Raw genomic sequence first — 20,158 nt, 5'->3', positions numbered from 1 at the left:
GCCTATCTACTCGGATGAAAAAGCCCCCTCAGCAAATGGAGGGGCTTTTTGCGGCGGTGAGCGGCAAGCTAGCGTTTGCGGCGGCGCAGGCGGTCCATCGCTGCCGAGAGACTGACCCGCATCCGCTCCAGCGCTTCGGCCAGGTCGCCCACCTCATTGTTGGCTTCGGCCTGTACGGGTTGGCTCAGATCCCCAGAGCTGATGGCGTCGGCAGAACGGACCAGACGCTGAATAGGTTCCAGCATGTCACGGGCCGCGCGGCCAGCCCAGGCATACGCTGCTCCCAGCAACAGCAGGGCCGTGAGGAGCATGGGGATCAGCAAGCTGGCCAGACCACTCACGTACGGTAGGCCAACCGCCACATCAGCAGCGCCCGAGACACGGCCCACGGAATAAGTTTCGTCTTCCCGGAACACGCCCTGGCGGCCCTGCCATTCGGCGAAGCTGTTCTGCAGCGCTGTCCGGTCAGCCGCCTCAGCATCACTGGCGAAGGCCACTGTGCCGTCCGGCAACGTCACTTGGGCAAACCCAACCCCCTCAGAGGCCACCAGCGTATCCAACTGCTGCTGCATCACCAGCGGATCGGCCACGTTCAATCCGGCGCTGAAGCTTTCAGCCACCGTCTGGGCGCTGGTCAGGTGTCGCTGCTGACGTTGACCCGGCAGCAAGGCCGAGAGCAACAAGAAGGTCAGCAGGCCCAAGGTCGCTGCTGGCAGCAGTGCCGCTTGTTGCAGCTGGGTCAGCAGGCTGCGGCGCGGTCCCAGGCGGGTCGTCACCGCAGGCTCATCGGTGGCGTCCAGGAAGGTGGGCGTCAGTGGCGCCGCCGCCTGGACTTCTCTGGGAGCTTCAGCAGGTACATCCACCCGCAGGGCGTCTGCAAAGTCGGCCCAGACATCTTCTTCAGTGGCCTGAACAGCCAGATCGTCCGACTTCTCCCGGAGCGGGTCCAGAGCGGGGCGACCTTGTAAGGCGGTGGGAGCAGCAGGATCGGCTGCCACACTGCTGCCCGTGACAGCACCAGGCGCGGCGCGAAAGACCTGCGAGGTGGTCACCGACAGATCATCGGGCAGGCCGAAAGGATCGGCACCGAAGGGGTCCAGGCCAAAGGGATCTGCTGAGGCGTCGGGAAGAGGGCTAGGCTGAGCCTGTGCCGGGACCGCCGTGGGAGTACCACCCAACCCACCCAGTGACCCAGACCCAACAGCCGGCACACTTCCCAGTGCCGCCAGACTGGTGATCTCGCCTTCTTCTGGCACCTCTTCCAGCGTTACATCGGCGCCGATCTGCCGGAACAGACCCAGGAGCTTCTCGGCTTTGGCACGAGTGGTGGGCTTGAGCAGACGGCCTGCGCGCCGGGCGGCCAGCTTGGCGGCTGCCGACTGGCCCAGACCCAGCTGGGTTTGCAGCTGCTGCTCCAGTTCGGGACGCCTCTCATCCTGTATGGGTTGCTGAATGACAACGGTGTACTTCATGCATTCCTTCCTTTGCCTGGACAGTCTGAGCCGTACGGGCGCCAATCATCGGGGTGACAGAACAAGATCAAAGTGCAGCCAATCTGGAGGCTTCTCACATTTATACCAGCCTAGGGCAGTTCCTCTGACCACTTAGGCACAGCGCCGCCTGAGGGCGTGGAACCTGTCTCAGGCCAATTCCTGTTCACGGGCCAGGTGGGCAAAGGCACTCCGCTGGTGCGGTTCCAATTCATGCGACAAGTGCTGAAACAGCTGCCCAGCCCTGGGCTCGGCACCCAGGTCTTCCATGGCTTCTTCAACCAATACTCCGGCAATTGGACCCACCACACTGCCCAGCATCCGGGTGATCTGGGCCTGCAATTCAGCGTCTACCGGGCGGAGCAGCCGCTCATGGCTGCGGGCACGGCGGCCCGCTTCGTCCATGGCCTGTACCACTTCGGCCTCGGTCACACCAGCCAGTCGGGCCACCTCGGCAGCAGACAGGTGCCCGTCGACCAGGTCCATCACCTTCCAGGTGGCATAGGGCAACGGCGTATCGTTATTCAGGCCCTGGGGCCACTGAAGTGGGCCGGTCATGCGCGGCCTCCATTCATCATCTCCGCCAGGCCACTGGCCGACCAAATCTCATGCTGGCGCAGGTTCTCCAGCGGCAAATCCTGAATCCGTAGACCAAGACGTTCCAGTACGTTCCGGTAGGCCGCCAGCAGGGCGGGGCGCAGTTCATCTGTGTCCACTCCAGGGTCCACGCTCAGCTCGCCGGTGCGGACCACGATCTCGCGGGTAAAGGGGTCCAGCGCCGGATGATCGGCGGCCAGTTCCAGTGAGGCCTGACGCCACACCTCGTCCAGCGCGGCGCGGCGGTGGGTCAGTGCCAGCACCTGTGACCAGAACTGCACCAGCTCTGTGCGGTCCAGCGGCTGGGCCTGCACCATGAACCGCCACTCCTGCTCCCCGGCTTCCGGGTACCAGACGCCATGCAGAGGTTTACCAGCTTGCCAGTACGACAGACTGCGCTCCGGGCCATGTCCTAGCAGCACACCCGACTGGCCCGCAAGTTGTTGGGACACGGTCGCTGCGTCTCCCTGCAGGGCCTGCCCCCCCTCAGCCTGGCGCGCGTCCCAGATGGCCTGAGCCGCCTCACCGCTGAGCGACAACAGGGTCACGCGGGCACGTGGCAGGCCCCGCATCAGCGCGGAGAAGGGCAGGTCACGTGCTCCGCTGTACCCTCCCAACAACTGACCGTCCCGCCAGACAAATCGGGCACACGCCGCAGGGGATTCGGCCTGAAACAGCAGGCTCTGACCCGCCTGGGCACGCATCCGGAGATCTGCGATCACCTCGGTCCAGGGATAGAAGTCGGTAGAGAGCTGATGATAGACCGGCCCCAACGCGCTCGGCGGGGTACGGGGCGGGGCGCCGGTCTGCGCCGCTGTAGGGTTGGGGTCCGTCATGTAAGGGCAGTATAAAGGGCTGCCTTCCTTCATGTGGCAGCCCGATGAGAGGGGGATGGGTTGTCTGTTTTTAGTCGGCTTGTCCGCGCAGGGCCAGCAGCTCACGGCGCAGTTCTTCCACGCGGGGGCGCAGATCGCCGCGCGACGCAGGTGCGCCCAGCTGGTGCAGACCGCCGTGATAAGCGTCCGGATCGCCGAAGAGGCGCGACAGCAGATCAAATTCACGCTGTGAACGCAGGCTGGCGTCGTCGCGGAACAGCGGCACCCAGCGGTCCTGGAACTCGAAGTCATTCATCTGACCGCCCAGATAGGCGTCCATCAGGTCCAAATAGGGCTGAAGGTTGCCGTCCGTCTCCACGCTGCCGCCGGCGCGGGCGGGCACCAGCGCCGAGAACACCGGCGCCAGCGCCTCGGGGGTGATGTCCCAGTTGTTCACCTCGAAGCGGGGCTGGCCGTCTTGGAAGATAATCAGCTGCGGGCTGTGGTGGATCAGTCCGGTCTGCTCGGCCACAAAGTTGGATGCGGGGCGCCAATCCACCACGCGGATAAAGCCCACTGGCAGTTCATGGCGCTGCAAGAAGGTTTCCAGTACACCAAAACCCTGCATGGTCTTGTGGCAGGTGCCGGCTTTGAATACGGCGGCCAGGGGGTACTGGGCGAGGAAAGTCTGCACTTCTTCGGGGGTGGTCAGGGGCACGAGCACCTGCTCGCCCGTTTGGTTGGCGTTCGCTTGAGTCATACCCGGCAGCATAACAAAGGGTAAGACCAGAAAATGGGTGGGTCAATGGGTCTGTCTTGGTCTGGCTGATGGAGGCAGCACCGCACCAGAAAACAGGTGCAAGCCTTTGTCCTGCGGCCTTCTGCCCGGACTCCGCGCGTTACACTGCCGAGATGTTCGGCATAGATATGGGCAGCATTGGCCCCGAAGTGCTGCTGTATGGGCTGCCGCTGGCGTTTCTGGCCGGTTTTATCGACGCGGTGGCCGGGGGTGGCGGGACCATCTCACTGCCGGCCCTCTTTTTCATGGGTCTTAGCCCGGTGCAGGCGGTGGCGACCAACAAGCTGCTCGCCATCTTCGGATCGGCCACCTCCACTTATCAGTACTGGCGGGGCGGCCACTTGGACCGCGAGTTGCTGCGGCGTACCGTGCCACTGGCCCTGATCGGCAGTGCACTGGGGGCCTACCTGGTGCGCTTCGTGGACCCTGACAGCTTCCGCACGCTGGTAGGCGTGGTGATTTTGGTGGTCGGGGCACTGGTGGTCGCCAACAAACGCTTTGGGCTGGAAAGCACCTACCCTGGCCTGACCACCCGCACGCTAGCGCTGGCCCTTCCCGGCGTGCTGATCGTAGGCGTGTACGACGGCTTTCTTGGCCCCGGCACGGGCACGTTTTTGATGCTGCTGTTCGCCCTGACTGGGATGAACCTGGTTCGTTCCAGCGGCAATGCCCGCGCCATCAACTTCGCGACCAACCTGGGGGCACTGGGGCTGTTTTTGCTGGCCGGAAACATCGTGTGGTGGCTGGGCCTCAGCATGGGCCTCGCCAACGCCCTGGGCGCCCGCACCGGCGCCAAAATGGCGATGCTGAAGGGCAGCGGCTTCGTCAAGGTGATTTACACGGTGATTGTGGTCATTGTGGCGCTGGTGATGTTCCGGGGCTGAAGGAAGGTTGCTGGATGATGGTCGACGGTTCCAGCCTGCGGCCTGATAGAGCGGGGCAGAAGACACTGCACCGTGTCCTCCGCCCCGCTTCTATCCACCATCAACTCTTGACCATCAACTTTGCTTCAGGGCGGCCCGCCACCCCCGTTGACATTCGCTCTCGCTCGGTGGGTCAATTTTTCCTGGGCGGCGGGGCGGCCCGCCACCCTTATTGACACTCGCTCTCACTCGGTGGGTCAATTTTTCTTCAGCCACTCCGACAGCCAGGGCAACTTGGCGTCTACCTTTTCACGCAAGGCTCCCCAGTAGCGCCGGCTCCAGCCTTCCACGTTGCGCTGCTTGCCGCGTGCCACGGCCATCGCGCCTTCGGGTATGTCCTCGTGCACAGCACTGCCGGCGGCGATAAAGGCGGCGTCGCCCACCGTGCGCGGGGCAATCAGGGTGGAGTTGGACCCGATGAACACACCTGCGCCCACCTGGGTCGGGTGCTTGTTCACGCCGTCGTAATTGGCGACGATGGTGCCGGCCCCCACGTTGGTTTCCTGACCGATGGTCACGTCGCCCAGGTAGGCGAGGTGCCCGGCCTTGACGCCCTTATCCAGCCGGGCGTTCTTGGTTTCCACGAAGTTGCCGATATGCACGCCCTCGCCCAGCACGGTGCCGGGGCGCAACCGGGCGAAGGGGCCCACGTCCGCCCCGGCGCCCACCTCGGCATCTTCAAGAACCGAGTGCGGCTTGATGACGGCGCCCGCCCCGATGTGGCTCCTGCCGATCACTGAATACGCGCCGATGGTCGCGCCGGATTCGATCACGGTCTGGCCGGTCAGGATGACGCCCGGCTCAATCACCACGTCGCGGGCAATCTGCACGGTGTCCTCAATCCGCACGGTGTCGGGAGACTGGATGGTGACGCCTTCTTTCATCAGCCCCTGGGTGATTCGGCGGCGCATGACTGCTTCGGCGTCGGCCAGCTGGCGGCGGTCGTTGGCGCCCATCACCTCGTCGGGGTCACTCAGCTTGTAGGCCCCGATGGTGTCGCCCTGGCGGCGGTACAGCTCCAACAGGTCGGTGAGGTAATACTCCTGCGCGGGGTTGTCGTTGCCGATCTGCCGGGCCAGTTCTGGGGCGCGGGCGTCCATGACGTACACCCCGGAATTGAATTCGCGGACCGCTTTTTCTTCGGCATTGGCGGCTTTTTCTTCCACGATGCGCTGCACGTGGCCCGCCTCGTCGCGGATGATGCGCCCATAGCCGGTGGCGTCAGGCAGCTCACCGGTCAGCACGGTCATGGCGCTGCCACTGGCGCGGTGCTCCGCCAGCAAGTCACGCAGGGTTTCCTCGGACAGCAGCGGGGTATCGCCGTAGAGCACCAGTACGTCACCGTCACCGCTCAGCCCATCGGCACCGCACAAAAAGGCGTGCCCGGTCCCCAATTGCTGATCCTGCCGCGCAAAGGTCAACCCCTCTGCACCGAGCGTCTCCTCTACCCGTTCGGCTCCATGACCCGTCACCACCACAATCTGCCGCGCGCCCAGGTTGCGGGCAACTTTGACGGCCCAGCCCACCATCGGGCGGCCCGCCACCGGGTGCAGCACTTTGGGCAGGTCGGACTTCATACGGGTTCCGGCTCCAGCGGCCAACACGATCACGTCAAGGGGGCGGGTCTGGGGGTCAGGTCGGGTCATGGGAATCTCCTTGGAAGGGCAAAGTACGGCGCACAGCCACCCGTCAGGCGGTCAGACAAGTTGGGCAAAAGTAGCTGGCGTAGGCTTCGGAAACGCCCCAATTGTAACCGCCTGCCCAGGTCAGATGTCCGGGGCAGGCGGTGAACGTAACGGCCAAGGTCAGCGAACGTCGTTTAGGTCGCGGGCCTGCTCGTGCGTAACCACCTGGCCGTCCGCTACTGGCACCGGCTGCGGCTCAGGCTGCGCGGCCAGACGCCACAGCATGTACAGGCTGACCAGCACGATGGGCACGCTGAACACCTGGGTCATGGTCCACAGGCCGATGCCGGGTTCGCTGAGGCCCTGCTGCAAGTAGGTGGGAAACATCAGCGGATTGAGGCGGAAGGTCTCCTCCACCCCGGCCCGCAGCAGCGAGTACCACAGCCAGAACTGCCAGAAAGCCCAGCCGGGTTTGCGGCTCCGCAGCCAGAAGAACGAGGCCACCAGCAGCGCCACGCCGATCAACACGCCGTACAGTTGCGTGAAATGCACTGGGGCGGTCATGACCAGTTGCCCACCGACTTCCTGGCAGTACCCCGACAGGTCCATCGTGGGGTCGGGGTTGGGAATGCACATGCCGTCGTGAAAGGCGCGGGCCGATGCGGGCCAGGGGTAGCCGACCGGCCAGCCGGTCACGCGGCCCACCGTGTCGGTGCCGTTCATGATGTTGCCCAAGCGCCCGCCGATGATGCCCAGCGCCACCCCCGGCGCGGCCAGGTCCAGGTAGCGGTAAAAGTTCATCCGGTGGCGGCGAGTAAACCAGATGGCGGCCAGAATGCCGCCCAGCAGCCCGCCGTGAATGGAAATGCCGCCCTGGCGCAGGTTGACGATATCCAGCAGGCGCTGCGGCAGGGGCGTATCCGCGAACAGGTCCCAGGAGGTCGCCACGAACACCAGCCGCGCCCCGATAAAGCCCCACAGCAGCATGGTATAGATCATCCGCTCGAACAGGTCGGCGTCCAGGCCGCGTTCACGGGCCAGCCGCAGGCCGATGCCGATGCCGGCCACGATGCCCAGGGTCATCAGCACGCCGTACCAGGCGATGGTAAAGCCCCCGATATTCAGGAAAATTGGGTCCATAAGTCCCGGTCAGTGTACGGGTTTTGGGTTAAGGCTGGGATGAACGCGGCTCCGGCCCGCCGGCCGGGTCCGCCGGCGAAGCTGCCGGCGGCTGCAACTCCACAGCCAGACTGCCGCCCAGGGCGATGTCCTCCTGTTCCAGCGCCCGGTGAACGGCCAGAATCACGGCGCTGGTGGTCAGGGCCAGTTCGCGCCGGGCCGGCGGCTGCACCCAGTAGCGCACGCTGAGCGTCACGCCGTCTCCGTTCAGCTCAGTGGCGATGACGCTGGGCGGGGGGACTTGCTCAATCATGTCCAGGCACTGAAGGGTCCGCAGCGTGACCCCGCTGGCCCGCTGCGGGCCACTGGCATGCGGCACCAGAAAGCTGAAGCCGGCGCGGGCCAGCGGGTAGGCGGTGTTCACCTGCACGCGCCCGGTGAACAGCTCGGCGTTGGGAATCAGGATGCGGCGGTTGTCGGCGGTGCGAATCACGGTGGCACGCATCTGGATGTCTTCCACGGTGCCCTTGGCGCTGCCCGCCACAATCTGGTCCCCGATGCGGAAAGGCTGGGTCACCAGCAGAATCAGGCCCGAAAGCAGGTTGGTAAAGATGTCGCGGAACGCGAACCCAATTGCCACCCCGCCGATACCCAGGGTGGACAGCAGGCTCTGGGCCGTCAGGCTGGGAAAGGTGACGGTCACGGCCACCAGCAGCCCCAGCGTGAGCACCGCCCAGCGGGCCAGCCGCCCGAAAATCCGCGCCACATGCTCGGGCTGTCCGGCTCGCCGCACCACCGCCGCCCGCAGCAGCGCACCGCCCAGCCAGAACAGGCCGTAGACCACCAGCGCCACCCCCAGCGCCGGGAGGGCCGCCACCAGGCTCAGGCCGATGTCCTGGGTGCGCTGCCAGGCGACCGCGACCGGCCCGGAGGCGGCAAAGGCGGCAGGCTCCAGGGAGCCGGGCGAACCTGAGCTGGACAGACCGGGAGTCGGGGTCACGCCTGCCATTATGCGGCTCCGGCCCCCGGCCAGACCGGCAGGAAAAAGGCAGGGCCACTTCGCGGCCATTACCTCAGCTTTCAATACATAATGTTTCGAGGTATCATTTTCCGGTGAACACCAAGGAGCAACTCCGCCTGCTGATTCTGGCCGTGCTGGACCGCCAGCCGGAACACGGCTACGCCATCGCCCAGGCCATCAAGGCCCGCTCCAGGGGTGTCCTGAGCGCCAAGGAGGGCAGCCTCTACCCCGCGCTGCACCTGCTGGAAAAGGAGGGGCTGGTGCAGAGCAGCGAGGTGGACGTCAAAGGCCGCACCCGGCGCGAATACCGCCTGACCGAAGCGGGCCGCACTGCCCTCGCCAGGGCGCGGGGCGAGTGGCAGGCCCAGATGCAGGCGATCGGGGCTGTGCTGGGAGGACAGTGACATGGGCTGGATGCTGCCGCCGCCCCTGAGCGGCCCCATGACGCCGGAGCACTGGCTGAACATCGCCACGCACGGCCTGGCGAGGGCAGCGGCGGCGCGGGTGCGGGCGGAGTACCTGGCCCACCTGGAAGACGCGCTGGACGCGGGCGAAAGCGCGAGCGACGTGCTGCGCGAGTGGGGCGACCCGCACCGCGCCAACCGCGAGCTGAGCCTCGCCCACCTCACTGCGCGGGAGGCGCGGTACTTGCCGGCGGGCTACGCGCCGAGTTGGGCCGGGCTGGGGAAGGCGCTGGGCGAGGACGCGGCTGTTCTGGCCGTCTGGGTGTACAGAGCGGTGCAGGACACCGTCCAGGGCGAGCTGTCCGCAGCCGTTTTCGGCCTGCTCGGGCTGAGCCTCTGCGCTATCGTCCTGCGCTGGCTGGCCCTTTCGCGCCGCGCCTTTTCGCCGCAGGCGCGGGCGCTGCTGCACTGGCTGCTCAGCCCGGTTTCGCTGGCCCTCCTGCTGATCGTGGGCCTTCTGACCTGGGAAGGCGGCTGGTCCGGCGTGGCCGAGGAAATCGGCCGGGGCGAATGGCCCATGCTGCTGGCGCTCTCCTACGCTCTTTACCATTTCTCCCGCCTGCTGACTGCCCTCAGCGCCGCCCGCAAGGCTGAAGCTCAGGCAGCCTGAACGTGGCCTGGGACATTCACCCGCAGTGGCACAGGCCGCTGACACCGGGGCCAGACATGGTCGGCGCTGACCCCACCGCCAGCCCTTCTCCTTAAAGCCGCACCGGTTCGTCGTCGTCGGGCACCTTAACCTGAAAAATGCGCGACAGCACGATGCTCAGCTCATACAGCACGTACAGCGGCCCCGCCACCAGCAGCATGGTGCCGGGGTCGGGCGTGGGCGTAATCAGCGCCGCCAGAATCAGGATGCCGACCAGCGCGACGCGCCAGCCCCGGCGCAGCAGATGATGGTTGATCAGCCCGATCCGCGTAAGCAGCACCGCCAGAATCGGCAGCTCGAACGAGAGGCCGAACGCCACCAGAAATGTAACCACCATACCGATGTACTGCGCGACATCCGGCATGGCCTGAACCTGCCCCGCCAGGAAATCCAGAAAAAAGCGGATCATGGCGGGCAGCACGAAGGTATAGCCAAAGGCGACACCCGCCGCGAACGCCACACCCGCGCCCAGGATGAACGGCACCGCCCAGCGCCGCTCGTGGGCGTACAAACCCGGCGCTATAAAGGCCCACACCTGGGTCAAGATCAGCGGCAGGGCGATGGCCATTCCCGCCCAGAAACTGAGGTTCAGTGCCGCCATGAACTGCCCGGTCAGCGTGGTGCTGATCAGGACGACCTCGCCGGCCTGGACCTGTGCTGAGGCGTTCAATGGGGCCTTGAGAAGCGCCAGTAGTGGTTGGTGCACCGTAAAGGCGACGCCCATCCCGACGGCCAGGAAAGCCACCGACCAGATCAGGCGGGTCCGCAGCTCACCAAGGTGCTCCAAAAGGGTCGCCGTCTGAAGCTGTTGCGCTGCGTTCGGCTCTGCCGGAGGCTGGGTCATCTCAGCGCTCAGCCCTGACGCTCCCGCACCTCGGTGGTGACCACGCTCCGGCCATCACGGGGCAGCTCGGTAGACACCACATCCACGACCTCGCGCTGGGTTCCGGTACGCAGCTCCGGATTCAGCGGCTGCGCGTCCGGGCCGGGGTGGCTTACTTCACGGGTTTCTTCCTTGAATTCCTTGATGCCGCGCCCCAGGCCTTTGCCCAGTTGCGGCAGCTTGCTCGCTCCGAACAACACAAGAATGACAGCGGCGATAATCAGCAGTTCTACAGGCCCCATAATTTCTCCAGTGTAACCCCGGCGCAGTCTGCTCCAGGTCAGGGCTGTAGCCTAGCGCGCCAGCGTTAAGAAGGCGGGGAGGGCCAGCCAGCAGGAAAACGGCTGTGTGCCGAACCCTTTCAGTGCGGAAGGCAGCCCCAGTTGAACGTGAAAACAATCTGCACAGTGAGGCAGCCCGCCGGGCTTAGTTGCCCTTCGCCTCTCTCACTGCGGCGACCACCCGAACTGTCACGCATGTCAGCCATTTCAGGAGGCCTGCAGCTGTGACTCACTTCATTCGCGAGAGCACTCAGCCGAATCGCCGCAGAAACTCGGCGCGGCTGATGATGCTCAGCACGGGTGGGGTGCGGCGCGGCTCTGTGCCGTAAACACGGTGCATCAGCCGGGACCACAGCCCTAGCCGCCACTGGTCAAAGGGAGCCAGCGCCACCTCCTGAAAACCCAGGCGACGCAGCACCGGGCCATGCACGCTGAGGCAGTAAAGGTACTCAGCCTCGGCATAAGCGGGATTCTGCCCCCAGTCCCGTGCCACCCAGCCGAACTCCTGCCGGGCACGGGGGATAAAGCGGCCCAGCCCCAGGTCCACCAGCAGCGGGTTATTCACATGGAATTCCAGCGCAGGAGTACCAGCCTGTAGCGGTTTGTCATCCGGCAAGTGTAGGCCGCGCAAAGGGAAGCCCAGGGCCTGAAGACGGAACAACCCCCCCTCACGCCCCAGCGCGGGACGAATCTTCAGCTGGGCATCCAACCAGCGGTCCAGCCCCGCCATCAACCGGGCAGGCAGTTGGGCCCGCGTGACTGGGGCTGCGCCCAGCTGCTCCAGCTCACCGAGCGTGACCGAGCGATACCCACGTTTTCGCAGGCCCAGCAGCAAGCTGGGCAGCGCCACTGGCGTGATCTGCGCTCCTGGGCCGCCGTCATGCAATACAATCACCGCACCACCGTGCACTGCCGATAACACGTGCGCCTGCACATCCTGCGGAGTGGCGCCGCGCCGCCAGTCGCCGCCCTCAACGCTCCAATGCACCGGGGTCAGCCCAGCCCGGCGCAGGCCTGCCCAGGTGGCCAGCGTATAAGCCCCGTGCGGCGGGCGACCCCAGCGCAGCCGCTCACCCGTCAGCTCCTGCAAATGCCTCTGTGCCTGCCGGGAATCACGGTAGGCGTCCCAGGGCCAGCGTCCCCAGGCGTGGCGGTGACGCAAGGCATGAACGCCAATCTCATGGCCCTCGGCCTGGATACGGTGAACCAGCTCCGGGTGTTGCCGCGCCGCATCTGCCAGCAGGAAAAAAGTGGCCTGCATGTCTGCTTCCCGCAGGGCGTCCAATACGGCGGGGGTGTACTGCGGATCGGGACCGTCATCAAAAGTGAGGGCCACGGCCGCCTCAGAGAGTTTCCCCTGACGCAGGGTGCCCAGGCCCAGGCGCTGTATCAGCACATACGGCAGCCCGATGTATCCGACCAGGCCTGCCAGCAAGCCAGCGAAGGCCCAGCGCCGCTTCATGCTTCCCATCCCAGACGAGTCAGCAGCACTTCGGCAGCGCGGCTGGCTGCGTCCGGTACTCCCAGGACACGGCTGCTCTGGGCCATCTGGGCACGCACCCCCGGGTCCAATAGATTCAGGGCAGCGCGGCGCAGCTCGGCACGGGTACGCGGCCATAGCGCAGCGCCCTGCTTCAGCAGGTGGCGGGCGTTGTGCTCCTCCTGGCCCGGAATAGGCTGGTATACGATCAGCGGTATGCCCAGCGCAGTAGCTTCGGCCACCGTCATCCCGCCCGCCTTGCCGATCAGCAGCGCGGCGCCAGCCAGCAGCACTGGAAAGTCCTGACGGTAGCCCAGATGATGCACCCTGGCCCCACCTACCATCTCTGTGCAGGGAGCTTTGGGACCTGCCACCACCAGGACCTCAGCGCGGGTCCCCAGGTTTCCGAGCGTACCGATCACCTCATCAAAGCCGCGGTACACCCCACTGCCGCCCGACACCAGAATGATCGGTGCCTCTGGCATTTCTGTCCAACCCAGTGCCTGTAGCATCTCCGCTTGGCGCCTGGAGGCGTCCAGCCCGCTCAGGCGCGTGACCTCCGCCGACACCGGCAGGCCCGTGACCGTCAGCCGCCCTGGGTCCATGCCCCAGGCCAGCATCTCCTGGCGGGTGGCCTCGGTGGGCAGCAAGATCAGGTCAGCCTGGGGCCGCGCCCAGTGGTGATGGACGCGGTAATCGGTCAGGACCAGGACATTAAGAAAATCCAGGCGCTGCCTACGCCTGACAGTGTCCGCCAGCGCTACGGTCGTCGGAAAAGTATTTACCACCAGGCCGGGCTGTCGCTGGCGCAATTCATGTCGGAAGCCAGCCTGCCCCAGCCAGTTGAAGGTGTTCAGGACAGCCACAGGTTCATTCGCGCTGTCGGTCCAGCGGTAAAAGGCATGGTACGCCGCTGGCCAATGCCGCAGCCAGAAGTCGTACACGCCGACGATCAAGGCCCGTTCCAGCGGACTGAGCATGTCCACAGCGTCTACCTCATCCAGCTGGATGCGCCCCTCCAGCCGCGCCGCCAAGGCCTGCGCCACCGCTGCACTGGCCTGCCGGTGTCCACCCCCGAACGCCGCCGACACCATCAGGGCGGCGGGGTAGGCGGCAGGCGAATTAGGGGGCATGAGGCTGCCCGACCTGCTGAGGAGAATCTGCTGTGCCTATCACGTTCTCCTCAGCAACAGCAGCCCGGTGATCAGCATCATCACGTTGCCCAGCCAGGGCCACAGCAGCGCTGCCAGACCTGTGCTGCTGCCGGCCAGGGTCAGACCCACAGCAGTCAGCAGATAGTAGGCCAGCGCCACCAGCAGGGCCATGCCCAGACTGACGCCCAGGCTACGCCCGAACCGCAGCGCGAACGGCAGTGCGGCCAATGCCAGCACCAGATTGCCGAATGGCAGCGCCACCTTGCGGCTGAGGGTCATGGCCGCCGCCTGACGCTCAGCCAGCTCAGCCTTCGGATCACGGATCACGGCGCTCAGCTCATCCCAGCCCTGGGTGTCGGCCCCGATGGCGTCGGCGTACTGGGCCAACATTTCCTTGCGCGAGGTGCCTGCTTCGATCACCAGCGGCTGGGCTGGGTCCGGTCCTTGCACGATGGCTGGAAACACCGCCCGGATCCGGTCGTTCACCGCTTCGGCCTGTTGGCGTAACGCCAGGAGATTGGCAGCAGGGTCAGCGTCTGCCGGGGCCGAATCCTGACTTCCGGCGGCCAGGTCGGCGGCGGCGGCGTAGTTCACCGTAAAGGCCTGATAGTCACTCAGGCGCAGTTGGTTGTCCTCGAAACTTCCGCTCTTTGCAAACACCACTTCGGCCTGCTGGGGATTTTCCTTATCCCAGCGCTCGGCCCGGACGTTCTGCATCTGACGTTTGGCATGGTCATAGCTTTGCCACTGCAGACTCAGGCCCCCGCCCAGATCCAGCGTGCGGCCCGACAGGTTACTCAGACCACTGCCGGTCAGCACGTCCCAGTACAGGCTGCGGGTTTCTACATTGGCCTGCGGTGCCACCCACAGACTGAGCCACAGCGAAAGCAGCGCCAGCACCGAACCGACCACGGCCACCGGACGCCCAGCCTGCCCCAGCCCGATACCGCCGGACTGCAGGGCCACCAGTTCGCGCTCGGTGTTCAGCCGCCCGAAGGCCACGATGGTCATCAGGACAGCGGCCATCGGCAGTACTTTGACCAGCGTGTCCGGCAACTGATAGCCGATCCACTGCGCCACCAGCCCTGGCGGGACGCCCTGCAGCCACTGACTGCTCACAAAGAAATACCCGAACGAGAGCAGCGCCGTGAACAGCAGCACGCCGGCCAGCAGCGGCGGAATCAGCTCGGCCAGAATGTAGCGGGTCATTCTCTGCACTACATCCTGCCTGGCACAGCGGGGCTGGGCTGGGACGCATCCAAGCGGTAGAGGAACATGAACATGGCTTCGGCCGACCTCTACTTGGCGACAGCGAAAAGAATGGTGGCTTCCGCGACCACTTTGCCGTCCACCTCGGCGCGGCAGGTCGTCTTGCCCAAACCCCGGCGCAGAAATTCCAGTTTGGCGTAGAGGTGCAGCTGATCGCCCGGCACCACCTTGTGCTTGAAACGTGCCCCCTCGACCCCGGCCAGATAGCCCACCGTGCCGGCTGGCATCTCGCCGTGCAGACAAAACATGCTGGCCTGGGCCAATGCCTCAGTGATCATCACACCGGGCATCACAGGTTCCTGTGGAAAGTGACCCACGAAATACGGCTCATTCACGCTGACATTTTTCAGGGCGTGAACTTCTCCGCCCTGGACCGACAGCACCCGGTCTACCATCACAAAAGGAAAGCGGTGCGGCAGGGTTTCCAGCACGTCCTTGATCATCAGCGGGGTTGCGACTTCAGACATAAGCCCCAGTGTACGCTGCAGAACAGTTGAGCTGGTTGGGGCGGCTCTCTACCCTGCTCCTGACCCGACTGTAAAACGCCTTAGCCCCTGATCACGCGCCCCGCTCCCACTCCTCATCCACATGATAGGAGAAGGAATACGGCGAGTCAGGCTGCACCCGCAGCCGGCGGCGTGGCCAGACTCCAGCGGCAAGACCCAAACACAGGCTGGCCAGCAACGCCTGCACCAGGGCCCGGCCAAATTCGTCCCAGGCCGCGTAGCCCGCGCCGAACACCAGCTGTCCCAGCAGCAATTCGCCCGAAGCGACCGCCTGCAGCCAGAGTGGCGCACCCGCGCCCAGCGCCCCGAATCGGCTGATGCTGAATGCCGCCAGCCCCAGACCCAGCAGGGCCAGCAGTAAAGCAGCCACAATACGCAGCACACGCCCCAGCGAGACAGAAGCTCGCCGCCCAGTGGCTCGGGTGGGGACAGACGTCACAGCGCTCATAGGTTGCCACTCAGCATAGCGCAGGGCATGGCGGGGGTTGGTGGCAGAGGGGGAAGGAGGGCAGACAGCGACTGCACAGTTTGATGCTCCCGCACCCCTCCTCTTTCTGCCCTAAACTCAGGCACAACATGACCCAGGCTCCTGCTCCCGCGCCCGCCCCGCATCCCTCGGCCGAATTGCCGCTACAGCGCAAACTGGTGCTGGGCGTGCAGCACTCCATCGCCATGTTCGGGGCCACCGTGCTGGTGCCCATTTTGGTGGGCCTGCCCCCCAGCGTGGCATTGTTCGGGGCCGGGGTCGCCACGCTGATCTTTCACGCCCTGAGCGGCTGGCGAGTCCCGATTTTCCTGGGCAGTTCGTTCGCTTTTATCGCCCCGACCGCGCTGGTGGTCAAGGAAATGGGCGTGGGCGCTGCGGCTGGTGGCCTGATCGCCGCCGGGGCGATGTACCTGCTGTTCTCGGCGCTGGTGGCCCTGTTCGGGACCGAAAAGGTGCTGCGCATCTTCCCACCCATCGTGACCGGGCCGGTGATTATGGTGATCGGCCTGGGCCTGAGCAGCGTGGCGATTGACCAGGCCAGCGACAACTGGCCGCTGTCCGTCATCACCTTGCTGGCAGCTGTGCTCGCCAGCCTGTATGGGCGTGGCCTGTTTCGCATGATTCCGATCCTGATCGGGGTGCTGACCGGGTACATCGCCGCGCTGCTGCTGGGTGCGGTCGATACGGCGGCCCTGCAAAATATCCGCCAAGCCGCCTGGGTGGGCCTGCCCGACTTTCACGCCCCGGAACTGAACTGGCAGGCGGTGGCCATCATCGCGCCAGTCGCCATCGTGACCTTTATTGAGCATGTGGGCGATGTGGTAGTCAATGGCCGGGTGGTGGGTCAGAACTTTTTGCAGAAGCCGGGCCTCAGCCGGACCCTCTTTGCCGACGGCATCGCCAACATGAGCAGCGCAGTGATGGGCGGTCCCGCCGCGACTACGTATGCCGAGAACACTGGCGTACTGGCGCTGACCAAGGTTTATGATCCGGCGATCATCCGGATCGCTGCCATATTTGCCATCTTGTACGGCTGCTCGCCCAAGCTGGCCGCGGTTCTGCAGAGCTTCCCACAGGGTGTGTTGGGCGGCGTCTCGATTCTGTTGTTCGGCATGATCGCCAGCGTAGGTATTCGCACGCTGGCCGAGGCACAGATTGACTTTGCACACTCGCGCAACCTGATCGTGGTCAGCCTGATTCTGGTGCTGGGCCTGGGCGGGGCGGCCTTCCCGATTGCACTGGGCGGCACTGAACTGACCCTGTCGGGCATGGCGCTGGCCGCCCTGGTGGGCATCCTGGCCAATCTGCTGCTGCCCACCCAGCGTGAGGAAGCCGATGCGGGCGCCGGGGAGGTATGAGCAGCGCCCTGCGCCTTGCCGTGCTGAGTGATGTACACGGCAACGCCTTCGCCGCTGAGGCCGTCATCCGGGACATCCAGACCCACGCTCCCGACCTGACCGTCAACCTGGGCGATCAGGTCTGGGGCCAGGCCGACCCGTTGCGGGCGCTGGAACTGCAGCGCAGCTTGGGAGCGGTAGAAGTGCGTGGCAACAACGACGAACTGCTGACCTTCTCCCCTGCCGAGTTGCCACCCTACAAGCAGGCCGTGGGCGCGTGGCTGGCCGAACACATTCCCCTGGCCGATCGGGAACACTTGGCCGCATTGCCGCTCAGGGCCGTGCTGGCAGACGGTGAAGTTCTGGCCTCGCACGGCACACCCGCTTCGCCCTGGGACAGCCTGTTACTTCACCTTAGACTATGACACTGGAGTCATGCGCCGCCGCACCGAGGCCGAAATGGCTGAGCGCTTGCACGGTTTCGGCGGGTATAGGGTCTATGTCGTCGGTCACATGCACTGCGCCGACACCCGGCAAGTTGGAGATACCCTACTGGTGAGTGCCGGTCCAGCAACCTGGACCCACGACCCTGACCCGCGTACCAGTTGGCTGCTGCTGGAACGGCGCAGTGGCGTCTGGTACGCGGAGCGCCGCCGGGTGGAGTATGACCGGGAGGCGGCCGCCCGCTGGATTCGGGAGAACCGCGCCCCGGATCAGGGCGAGATAGACTTGATCCTGAAACCCGTGAATGATCCACTGCACCCTGCCCCCACGCCCGCCCCCTGACCCGTTACCCTGGGGGTCATGACGACCACCGCCTCCCTGGACACCCTCAGCGCTGTCCGTCAGCGCCGCACTGTGCCGCTGACGGCCCTGAGTGACCGCCCCATCCCCGAGGACACCCTGCTGGAACTGCTGACCGCCGCGCAGTGGGCACCCAATCATGGCCTGACTCAGCCCTGGCGCTTCGCCGTCTTTACTGGTGCTGGACGCGAGCGGCTGGCCGACGTGCTGGCCGATTCGCTGGCCCTCCACAAGGGCGCCGAGAGTGCCACACCTGAAGCGGTAGAAACGCAGCGGACCAACCAGCTCAAGGCCCCGGCCTGGATCATGGTGGCCGCACAAACGCCTGAAGGTTCCAAACTCCCCCCTTTTGAGGACGACTGGGCCACGGCCGCTGCCATTCAGAATCTGCTGCTGGCCGCCCGCGCCGTGGGGCTGGGCAGCAAGTGGATCAGCAACGCCGCTTCCATGCACCCGCACACCATGCAGGCCCTGGGTTTTGAGGCAGGCTGCCGTCCCATTGGGCTGATTTATCTGGGGTACGTAGACGGCGAGTGGCCGCAGGGACAGCGCGGCGAGGCCACCGACCGGGTGCGCTGGTTCCGGGAGTCATAGCCGGGGGCTTGACCCTCACGCCACGTCAGGGCTTAGCGTGAACTATGGACAGATTCCGTTCTGCCCAAACCCACTATGAACACCGCAACATCTCCCACCACCTATACTGTCAGCCAAGTGGCGCAGATCACCGGCGTCAGCGTCCGCACGCTGCACCACTACGACGCCCTGGGGCTGTTGTCCCCAGCAGGGCGCAGTGACGCCGGTTATCGCCTGTATGTTGCGGGCGACCTGACCCGCCTGTGGCAGATTCTGCTCTGGCGGCGGCTGGGCTTTGGCCTAGCCGAGATTTCTGCGCTGCTGGACGCCGACCCACAGGCAACCGAGGCGGCCCTCAGCGCTCAACGCGCCCGGCTGCTGGCAGAACGCGCAGCGCTGGGCCGGACCCTGCGTGCTCTGGACACCTTTTTAGAACATCAAGACCGGAGAGAAACCATGCAAAGTGAAAACTTCAGAGAAGTATTCGGCGGCTACGATCCTGCCGACCATGAGGCCGAAGTACAGACCCGCTGGGGCGACAGCGATGCCTATCGCCAGAGCGCCGAGCGGACGCGCCGCTACACGGGGGCCGACTGGCAGACCATTCGGGGCGAAATGGACGCCATCAATACCCGGTACCTGGGCGCGATGAGGGCGGGCCTGAGCGCAGGCAGCGCTGAAGCCCAAGCCATTGCCGCCGATCACCATGCCCACTTGGAGCGCTGGTTCTACGACGCCCCGCCGACCATGCTGCGCGGCCTGGCGCAGCTGTGGAGCAGTGACGAGCGTTTCCAGCAGAACATTGACCAGGCAGGCGCAGGGCTGGCCGCGTATCAGACGGCGGCAGTGACCGCCTGGGCCGACGCCCAGCAAGCCTGAACCTGGGCGGTCCCCAGCCGGTAGCAGCTTCGCGCCAGCTTTGATGAGGAAGAAGGCAGGCCGAAGGCGGAGGTCATACTCACCTTCTGCCCACTACGCCATCTGGCCCATCCCCTCTCCCCGGCCTCCGCACTAGCCTACCTCTCATGCAGCGAATCCTGATCATCGGAACAACCGGCAGCGGCAAAACGACCCTGGCGCGTGAACTGGGATGCCTGCTGGACCTGCCACACGCCGAGCAAGACGCCTGGAATCATCTCCCCGGCTGGCAAGAAGCCCCGCTGGACGAGTTCCGCACCCAGGTAGACCGCTTTACTGCCCAAGATGCCTGGGTCATGGACGGCAACTATACCAAGGCCCAGGACATCAGCTGGCCCCGCGCCGATACTGCCGTGTGGCTGGACTACGCCGCGCCGGTGGTGTTCCGGCAACTGCTGACACGCACCCTCACGCGCATGTGGACCCGTGAAGAACTCTGGAACGGCAACCGGGAGCGCTGGCAGACCCTCTTTTCGCGTGACGGCATCCTGGTCTGGTTTTTCAAGACCCACTGGAAAAACCGTACCCGCAACCGCCAGAAGCTGGCCCGCCACCCTCACCTGGACGTAGTGCGGCTGCGCTCGCCCGCCGAGATGCGGCGCTGGCTGCAGCGGGTGGAGCGGCGGCAGAGCATTCATTAACCCGCCTATGTCAGGATGAAGCATGAAGCTGTGGCCTCATTGCATTCCGTGGGTGTGCTGCCTCGCTGGTCTGTCCACCGCAGCCCAAGCTGCCGCAGTGGATACCAACGTAACTTTCGTAAAACGTCAGATTCAAGCGGGCGAGTACCGTGCAACGACCCGAACCTTCCACGACCCATGCAGCGGGAGACAGGAGATCAGAACCCCGTGGTCGGATAGCCGCGGCACGGTCAGACGCTTCCGTAACATCTCTAGGAATGCCCGTGACCAGACTGAACTGAACTTCTGGTTTGACTGGGCCGGACGCAGGGACCGGGTGACCT

General features: G+C 65.3%; 23 protein-coding genes. 9 read left to right on the top strand and 14 right to left on the bottom strand.

All coding sequences use genetic code 11. From position 1 onward, the window contains the following. Window positions 1-68: 68 nt before the first annotated feature. The 4 genes from LMT64_RS02195 to LMT64_RS02180 form a co-directional block, all read right to left on the bottom strand. Window positions 69-1,472 carry a HAMP domain-containing protein gene (locus LMT64_RS02195; protein WP_126351340.1) on the bottom strand — a complete coding sequence of 468 codons (1,404 nt, stop codon included), beginning with the start codon at window positions 1,470-1,472 and terminating at the stop codon, window positions 69-71. A 168-nt stretch (window positions 1,473-1,640) separates the two neighbouring features. Continuing rightward, window positions 1,641-2,048 carry a hypothetical protein gene (locus tag LMT64_RS02190; RefSeq protein ID WP_126351341.1) on the bottom strand — a complete coding sequence of 136 codons (408 nt, stop codon included), beginning with the start codon at window positions 2,046-2,048 and terminating at the stop codon, window positions 1,641-1,643. Then, window positions 2,045-2,923: a hypothetical protein gene (locus LMT64_RS02185; protein WP_126351342.1), complete on the bottom strand. Its 879-nt coding sequence runs from the start codon at window positions 2,921-2,923 to the stop codon at window positions 2,045-2,047. Before LMT64_RS02185 ends, LMT64_RS02190 begins: the two co-directional genes overlap by 4 nt. 70 nt (window positions 2,924-2,993) lie before the next feature. Beyond that, window positions 2,994-3,662 (bottom strand): thioredoxin family protein, encoded by a 669-nt coding sequence (locus tag LMT64_RS02180; protein WP_126351343.1) that lies wholly within the window; start codon window positions 3,660-3,662, stop codon window positions 2,994-2,996. Between the two features lie 152 nt (window positions 3,663-3,814). Between LMT64_RS02180 and LMT64_RS02175 the strand changes: the two genes are divergently transcribed. Then, a complete protein-coding gene (locus tag LMT64_RS02175; protein ID WP_211334159.1) occupies window positions 3,815-4,585 on the top strand; it encodes a TSUP family transporter in 771 nt (256 codons plus the stop codon). A gap of 236 nt (window positions 4,586-4,821) precedes the next feature. On the opposite strand, the gene glmU is transcribed toward LMT64_RS02175, so the two are convergent. The 3 genes from glmU to LMT64_RS02160 all read right to left on the bottom strand — a co-directional run bounded on the left by glmU (window position 4,822) and on the right by LMT64_RS02160 (window position 8,368). Continuing rightward, window positions 4,822-6,270: a bifunctional UDP-N-acetylglucosamine diphosphorylase/glucosamine-1-phosphate N-acetyltransferase GlmU gene (gene glmU / locus LMT64_RS02170; RefSeq protein ID WP_126351344.1), complete on the bottom strand. Its 1,449-nt coding sequence runs from the start codon at window positions 6,268-6,270 to the stop codon at window positions 4,822-4,824. A 159-nt stretch (window positions 6,271-6,429) separates the two neighbouring features. Continuing rightward, window positions 6,430-7,389 (bottom strand): prolipoprotein diacylglyceryl transferase, encoded by a 960-nt coding sequence (gene lgt / locus LMT64_RS02165; protein ID WP_126351345.1) that lies wholly within the window; start codon window positions 7,387-7,389, stop codon window positions 6,430-6,432. A 28-nt stretch (window positions 7,390-7,417) separates the two neighbouring features. Beyond that, window positions 7,418-8,368, bottom strand: coding sequence for a mechanosensitive ion channel family protein (locus LMT64_RS02160; RefSeq protein WP_229253304.1), 951 nt, complete (start codon window positions 8,366-8,368; stop codon window positions 7,418-7,420). 113 nt (window positions 8,369-8,481) lie between these two features. On the opposite strand from LMT64_RS02160, the gene LMT64_RS02155 reads away from it, so the two are divergent. After that, window positions 8,482-8,793: a PadR family transcriptional regulator gene (locus tag LMT64_RS02155; RefSeq protein ID WP_126351347.1), complete on the top strand. Its 312-nt coding sequence runs from the start codon at window positions 8,482-8,484 to the stop codon at window positions 8,791-8,793. 10 nt (window positions 8,794-8,803) lie between these two features. Continuing rightward, window positions 8,804-9,463: a hypothetical protein gene (locus tag LMT64_RS02150; RefSeq protein ID WP_126351348.1), complete on the top strand. Its 660-nt coding sequence runs from the start codon at window positions 8,804-8,806 to the stop codon at window positions 9,461-9,463. Window positions 9,464-9,554: 91 nt separating this feature from the next. Here LMT64_RS02150 and tatC read toward each other — a convergent pair whose 3' ends face one another. From tatC to LMT64_RS02115, 7 genes are all read right to left on the bottom strand, one after another. After that, window positions 9,555-10,346 carry a twin-arginine translocase subunit TatC gene (gene tatC / locus LMT64_RS02145; RefSeq protein WP_126351349.1) on the bottom strand — a complete coding sequence of 264 codons (792 nt, stop codon included), beginning with the start codon at window positions 10,344-10,346 and terminating at the stop codon, window positions 9,555-9,557. Between the two features lie 8 nt (window positions 10,347-10,354). After that, complete coding sequence (locus LMT64_RS02140; protein WP_126351350.1) at window positions 10,355-10,627, bottom strand: twin-arginine translocase TatA/TatE family subunit; 273 nt, start codon at window positions 10,625-10,627, stop codon at window positions 10,355-10,357. 289 nt (window positions 10,628-10,916) lie between these two features. Next, complete coding sequence (locus tag LMT64_RS02135) at window positions 10,917-12,128, bottom strand: polysaccharide deacetylase family protein (protein WP_324295865.1); 1,212 nt, start codon at window positions 12,126-12,128, stop codon at window positions 10,917-10,919. Continuing rightward, window positions 12,125-13,279, bottom strand: coding sequence for an MGDG synthase family glycosyltransferase (locus LMT64_RS02130; protein ID WP_126351352.1), 1,155 nt, complete (start codon window positions 13,277-13,279; stop codon window positions 12,125-12,127). The genes LMT64_RS02135 and LMT64_RS02130 overlap by 4 nt, the downstream gene beginning before the upstream one ends. A 39-nt stretch (window positions 13,280-13,318) precedes the next feature. After that, complete coding sequence (locus LMT64_RS02125) at window positions 13,319-14,518, bottom strand: LptF/LptG family permease (protein WP_126351353.1); 1,200 nt, start codon at window positions 14,516-14,518, stop codon at window positions 13,319-13,321. Window positions 14,519-14,598: 80 nt separating this feature from the next. Then, window positions 14,599-15,036, bottom strand: a complete 438-nt coding sequence (gene fabZ / locus LMT64_RS02120; protein ID WP_126351354.1) for a 3-hydroxyacyl-ACP dehydratase FabZ — start codon at window positions 15,034-15,036, stop codon at window positions 14,599-14,601. Between the two features lie 91 nt (window positions 15,037-15,127). Continuing rightward, window positions 15,128-15,514 carry a hypothetical protein gene (locus LMT64_RS02115; RefSeq protein ID WP_229253303.1) on the bottom strand — a complete coding sequence of 129 codons (387 nt, stop codon included), beginning with the start codon at window positions 15,512-15,514 and terminating at the stop codon, window positions 15,128-15,130. A 137-nt stretch (window positions 15,515-15,651) separates the two neighbouring features. Here LMT64_RS02115 and LMT64_RS02110 point away from each other — a divergent pair, with 137 nt between their 5' ends. From LMT64_RS02110 to LMT64_RS02085, 6 genes are all read left to right on the top strand, one after another. Continuing rightward, entirely contained in the window at window positions 15,652-16,920 is a 1,269-nt protein-coding gene (locus LMT64_RS02110) for a uracil-xanthine permease family protein (protein ID WP_126351356.1), read from the top strand. Then, the gene (locus tag LMT64_RS02105) at window positions 16,917-17,324 is read left to right on the top strand and encodes a metallophosphoesterase family protein (protein ID WP_229253302.1); all 408 of its coding nucleotides are present in this window, start codon (window positions 16,917-16,919) and stop codon (window positions 17,322-17,324) included. The genes LMT64_RS02110 and LMT64_RS02105 overlap by 4 nt, the downstream gene beginning before the upstream one ends. A 10-nt stretch (window positions 17,325-17,334) precedes the next feature. Further along, the gene (locus LMT64_RS02100; RefSeq protein WP_229253301.1) at window positions 17,335-17,685 is read left to right on the top strand and encodes a metallophosphoesterase family protein; all 351 of its coding nucleotides are present in this window, start codon (window positions 17,335-17,337) and stop codon (window positions 17,683-17,685) included. 18 nt (window positions 17,686-17,703) lie between these two features. Continuing rightward, window positions 17,704-18,297 (top strand): nitroreductase family protein, encoded by a 594-nt coding sequence (locus LMT64_RS02095; RefSeq protein ID WP_126351357.1) that lies wholly within the window; start codon window positions 17,704-17,706, stop codon window positions 18,295-18,297. A 75-nt stretch (window positions 18,298-18,372) separates the two neighbouring features. After that, the gene (locus tag LMT64_RS02090) at window positions 18,373-19,155 is read left to right on the top strand and encodes a MerR family transcriptional regulator (protein ID WP_126351358.1); all 783 of its coding nucleotides are present in this window, start codon (window positions 18,373-18,375) and stop codon (window positions 19,153-19,155) included. Window positions 19,156-19,301: 146 nt separating this feature from the next. After that, on the top strand, window positions 19,302-19,835 hold the full coding sequence (locus LMT64_RS02085) for a P-loop NTPase family protein (protein WP_126351359.1): 534 nt from the start codon (window positions 19,302-19,304) through the stop codon (window positions 19,833-19,835). Window positions 19,836-20,158 lie beyond the last annotated feature (323 nt).

The sequence above is a fragment of the Deinococcus radiophilus genome (assembly GCF_020889625.1).
In the GTDB taxonomy this organism is placed as follows: domain Bacteria; phylum Deinococcota; class Deinococci; order Deinococcales; family Deinococcaceae; genus Deinococcus; species Deinococcus radiophilus.
Note: the sequence above shows the minus strand (reverse complement) of the source record. Positions and strands in the feature narration are given on the sequence as shown.

What these genes read in the sequence shown, in the direction of transcription:
- LMT64_RS02195 (WP_126351340.1), bottom strand. Translation starts at nt 1,472, where the DNA reads ATGAAGTACACCGTTGTCATTCAGCAACCCATACAGGATGAGAGGCGT.
- LMT64_RS02190 (WP_126351341.1), bottom strand. Translation starts at nt 2,048, where the DNA reads ATGACCGGCCCACTTCAGTGGCCCCAGGGCCTGAATAACGATACGCCG.
- LMT64_RS02185 (WP_126351342.1), bottom strand. Translation starts at nt 2,923, where the DNA reads ATGACGGACCCCAACCCTACAGCGGCGCAGACCGGCGCCCCGCCCCGT.
- LMT64_RS02180 (WP_126351343.1), bottom strand. Translation starts at nt 3,662, where the DNA reads ATGACTCAAGCGAACGCCAACCAAACGGGCGAGCAGGTGCTCGTGCCC.
- LMT64_RS02175 (WP_211334159.1), top strand. Translation starts at nt 3,815, where the DNA reads ATGTTCGGCATAGATATGGGCAGCATTGGCCCCGAAGTGCTGCTGTAT.
- glmU (WP_126351344.1), bottom strand. Translation starts at nt 6,270, where the DNA reads ATGACCCGACCTGACCCCCAGACCCGCCCCCTTGACGTGATCGTGTTG.
- lgt (WP_126351345.1), bottom strand. Translation starts at nt 7,389, where the DNA reads ATGGACCCAATTTTCCTGAATATCGGGGGCTTTACCATCGCCTGGTAC.
- LMT64_RS02150 (WP_126351348.1), top strand. Translation starts at nt 8,804, where the DNA reads ATGCTGCCGCCGCCCCTGAGCGGCCCCATGACGCCGGAGCACTGGCTG.
- tatC (WP_126351349.1), bottom strand. Translation starts at nt 10,346, where the DNA reads ATGACCCAGCCTCCGGCAGAGCCGAACGCAGCGCAACAGCTTCAGACG.
- LMT64_RS02140 (WP_126351350.1), bottom strand. Translation starts at nt 10,627, where the DNA reads ATGGGGCCTGTAGAACTGCTGATTATCGCCGCTGTCATTCTTGTGTTG.
- LMT64_RS02135 (WP_324295865.1), bottom strand. Translation starts at nt 12,128, where the DNA reads ATGAAGCGGCGCTGGGCCTTCGCTGGCTTGCTGGCAGGCCTGGTCGGA.
- LMT64_RS02130 (WP_126351352.1), bottom strand. Translation starts at nt 13,279, where the DNA reads ATGCCCCCTAATTCGCCTGCCGCCTACCCCGCCGCCCTGATGGTGTCG.
- fabZ (WP_126351354.1), bottom strand. Translation starts at nt 15,036, where the DNA reads ATGTCTGAAGTCGCAACCCCGCTGATGATCAAGGACGTGCTGGAAACC.
- LMT64_RS02110 (WP_126351356.1), top strand. Translation starts at nt 15,652, where the DNA reads ATGACCCAGGCTCCTGCTCCCGCGCCCGCCCCGCATCCCTCGGCCGAA.
- LMT64_RS02105 (WP_229253302.1), top strand. Translation starts at nt 16,917, where the DNA reads ATGAGCAGCGCCCTGCGCCTTGCCGTGCTGAGTGATGTACACGGCAAC.
- LMT64_RS02100 (WP_229253301.1), top strand. Translation starts at nt 17,335, where the DNA reads ATGCGCCGCCGCACCGAGGCCGAAATGGCTGAGCGCTTGCACGGTTTC.
- LMT64_RS02095 (WP_126351357.1), top strand. Translation starts at nt 17,704, where the DNA reads ATGACGACCACCGCCTCCCTGGACACCCTCAGCGCTGTCCGTCAGCGC.
- LMT64_RS02090 (WP_126351358.1), top strand. Translation starts at nt 18,373, where the DNA reads ATGAACACCGCAACATCTCCCACCACCTATACTGTCAGCCAAGTGGCG.
- LMT64_RS02085 (WP_126351359.1), top strand. Translation starts at nt 19,302, where the DNA reads ATGCAGCGAATCCTGATCATCGGAACAACCGGCAGCGGCAAAACGACC.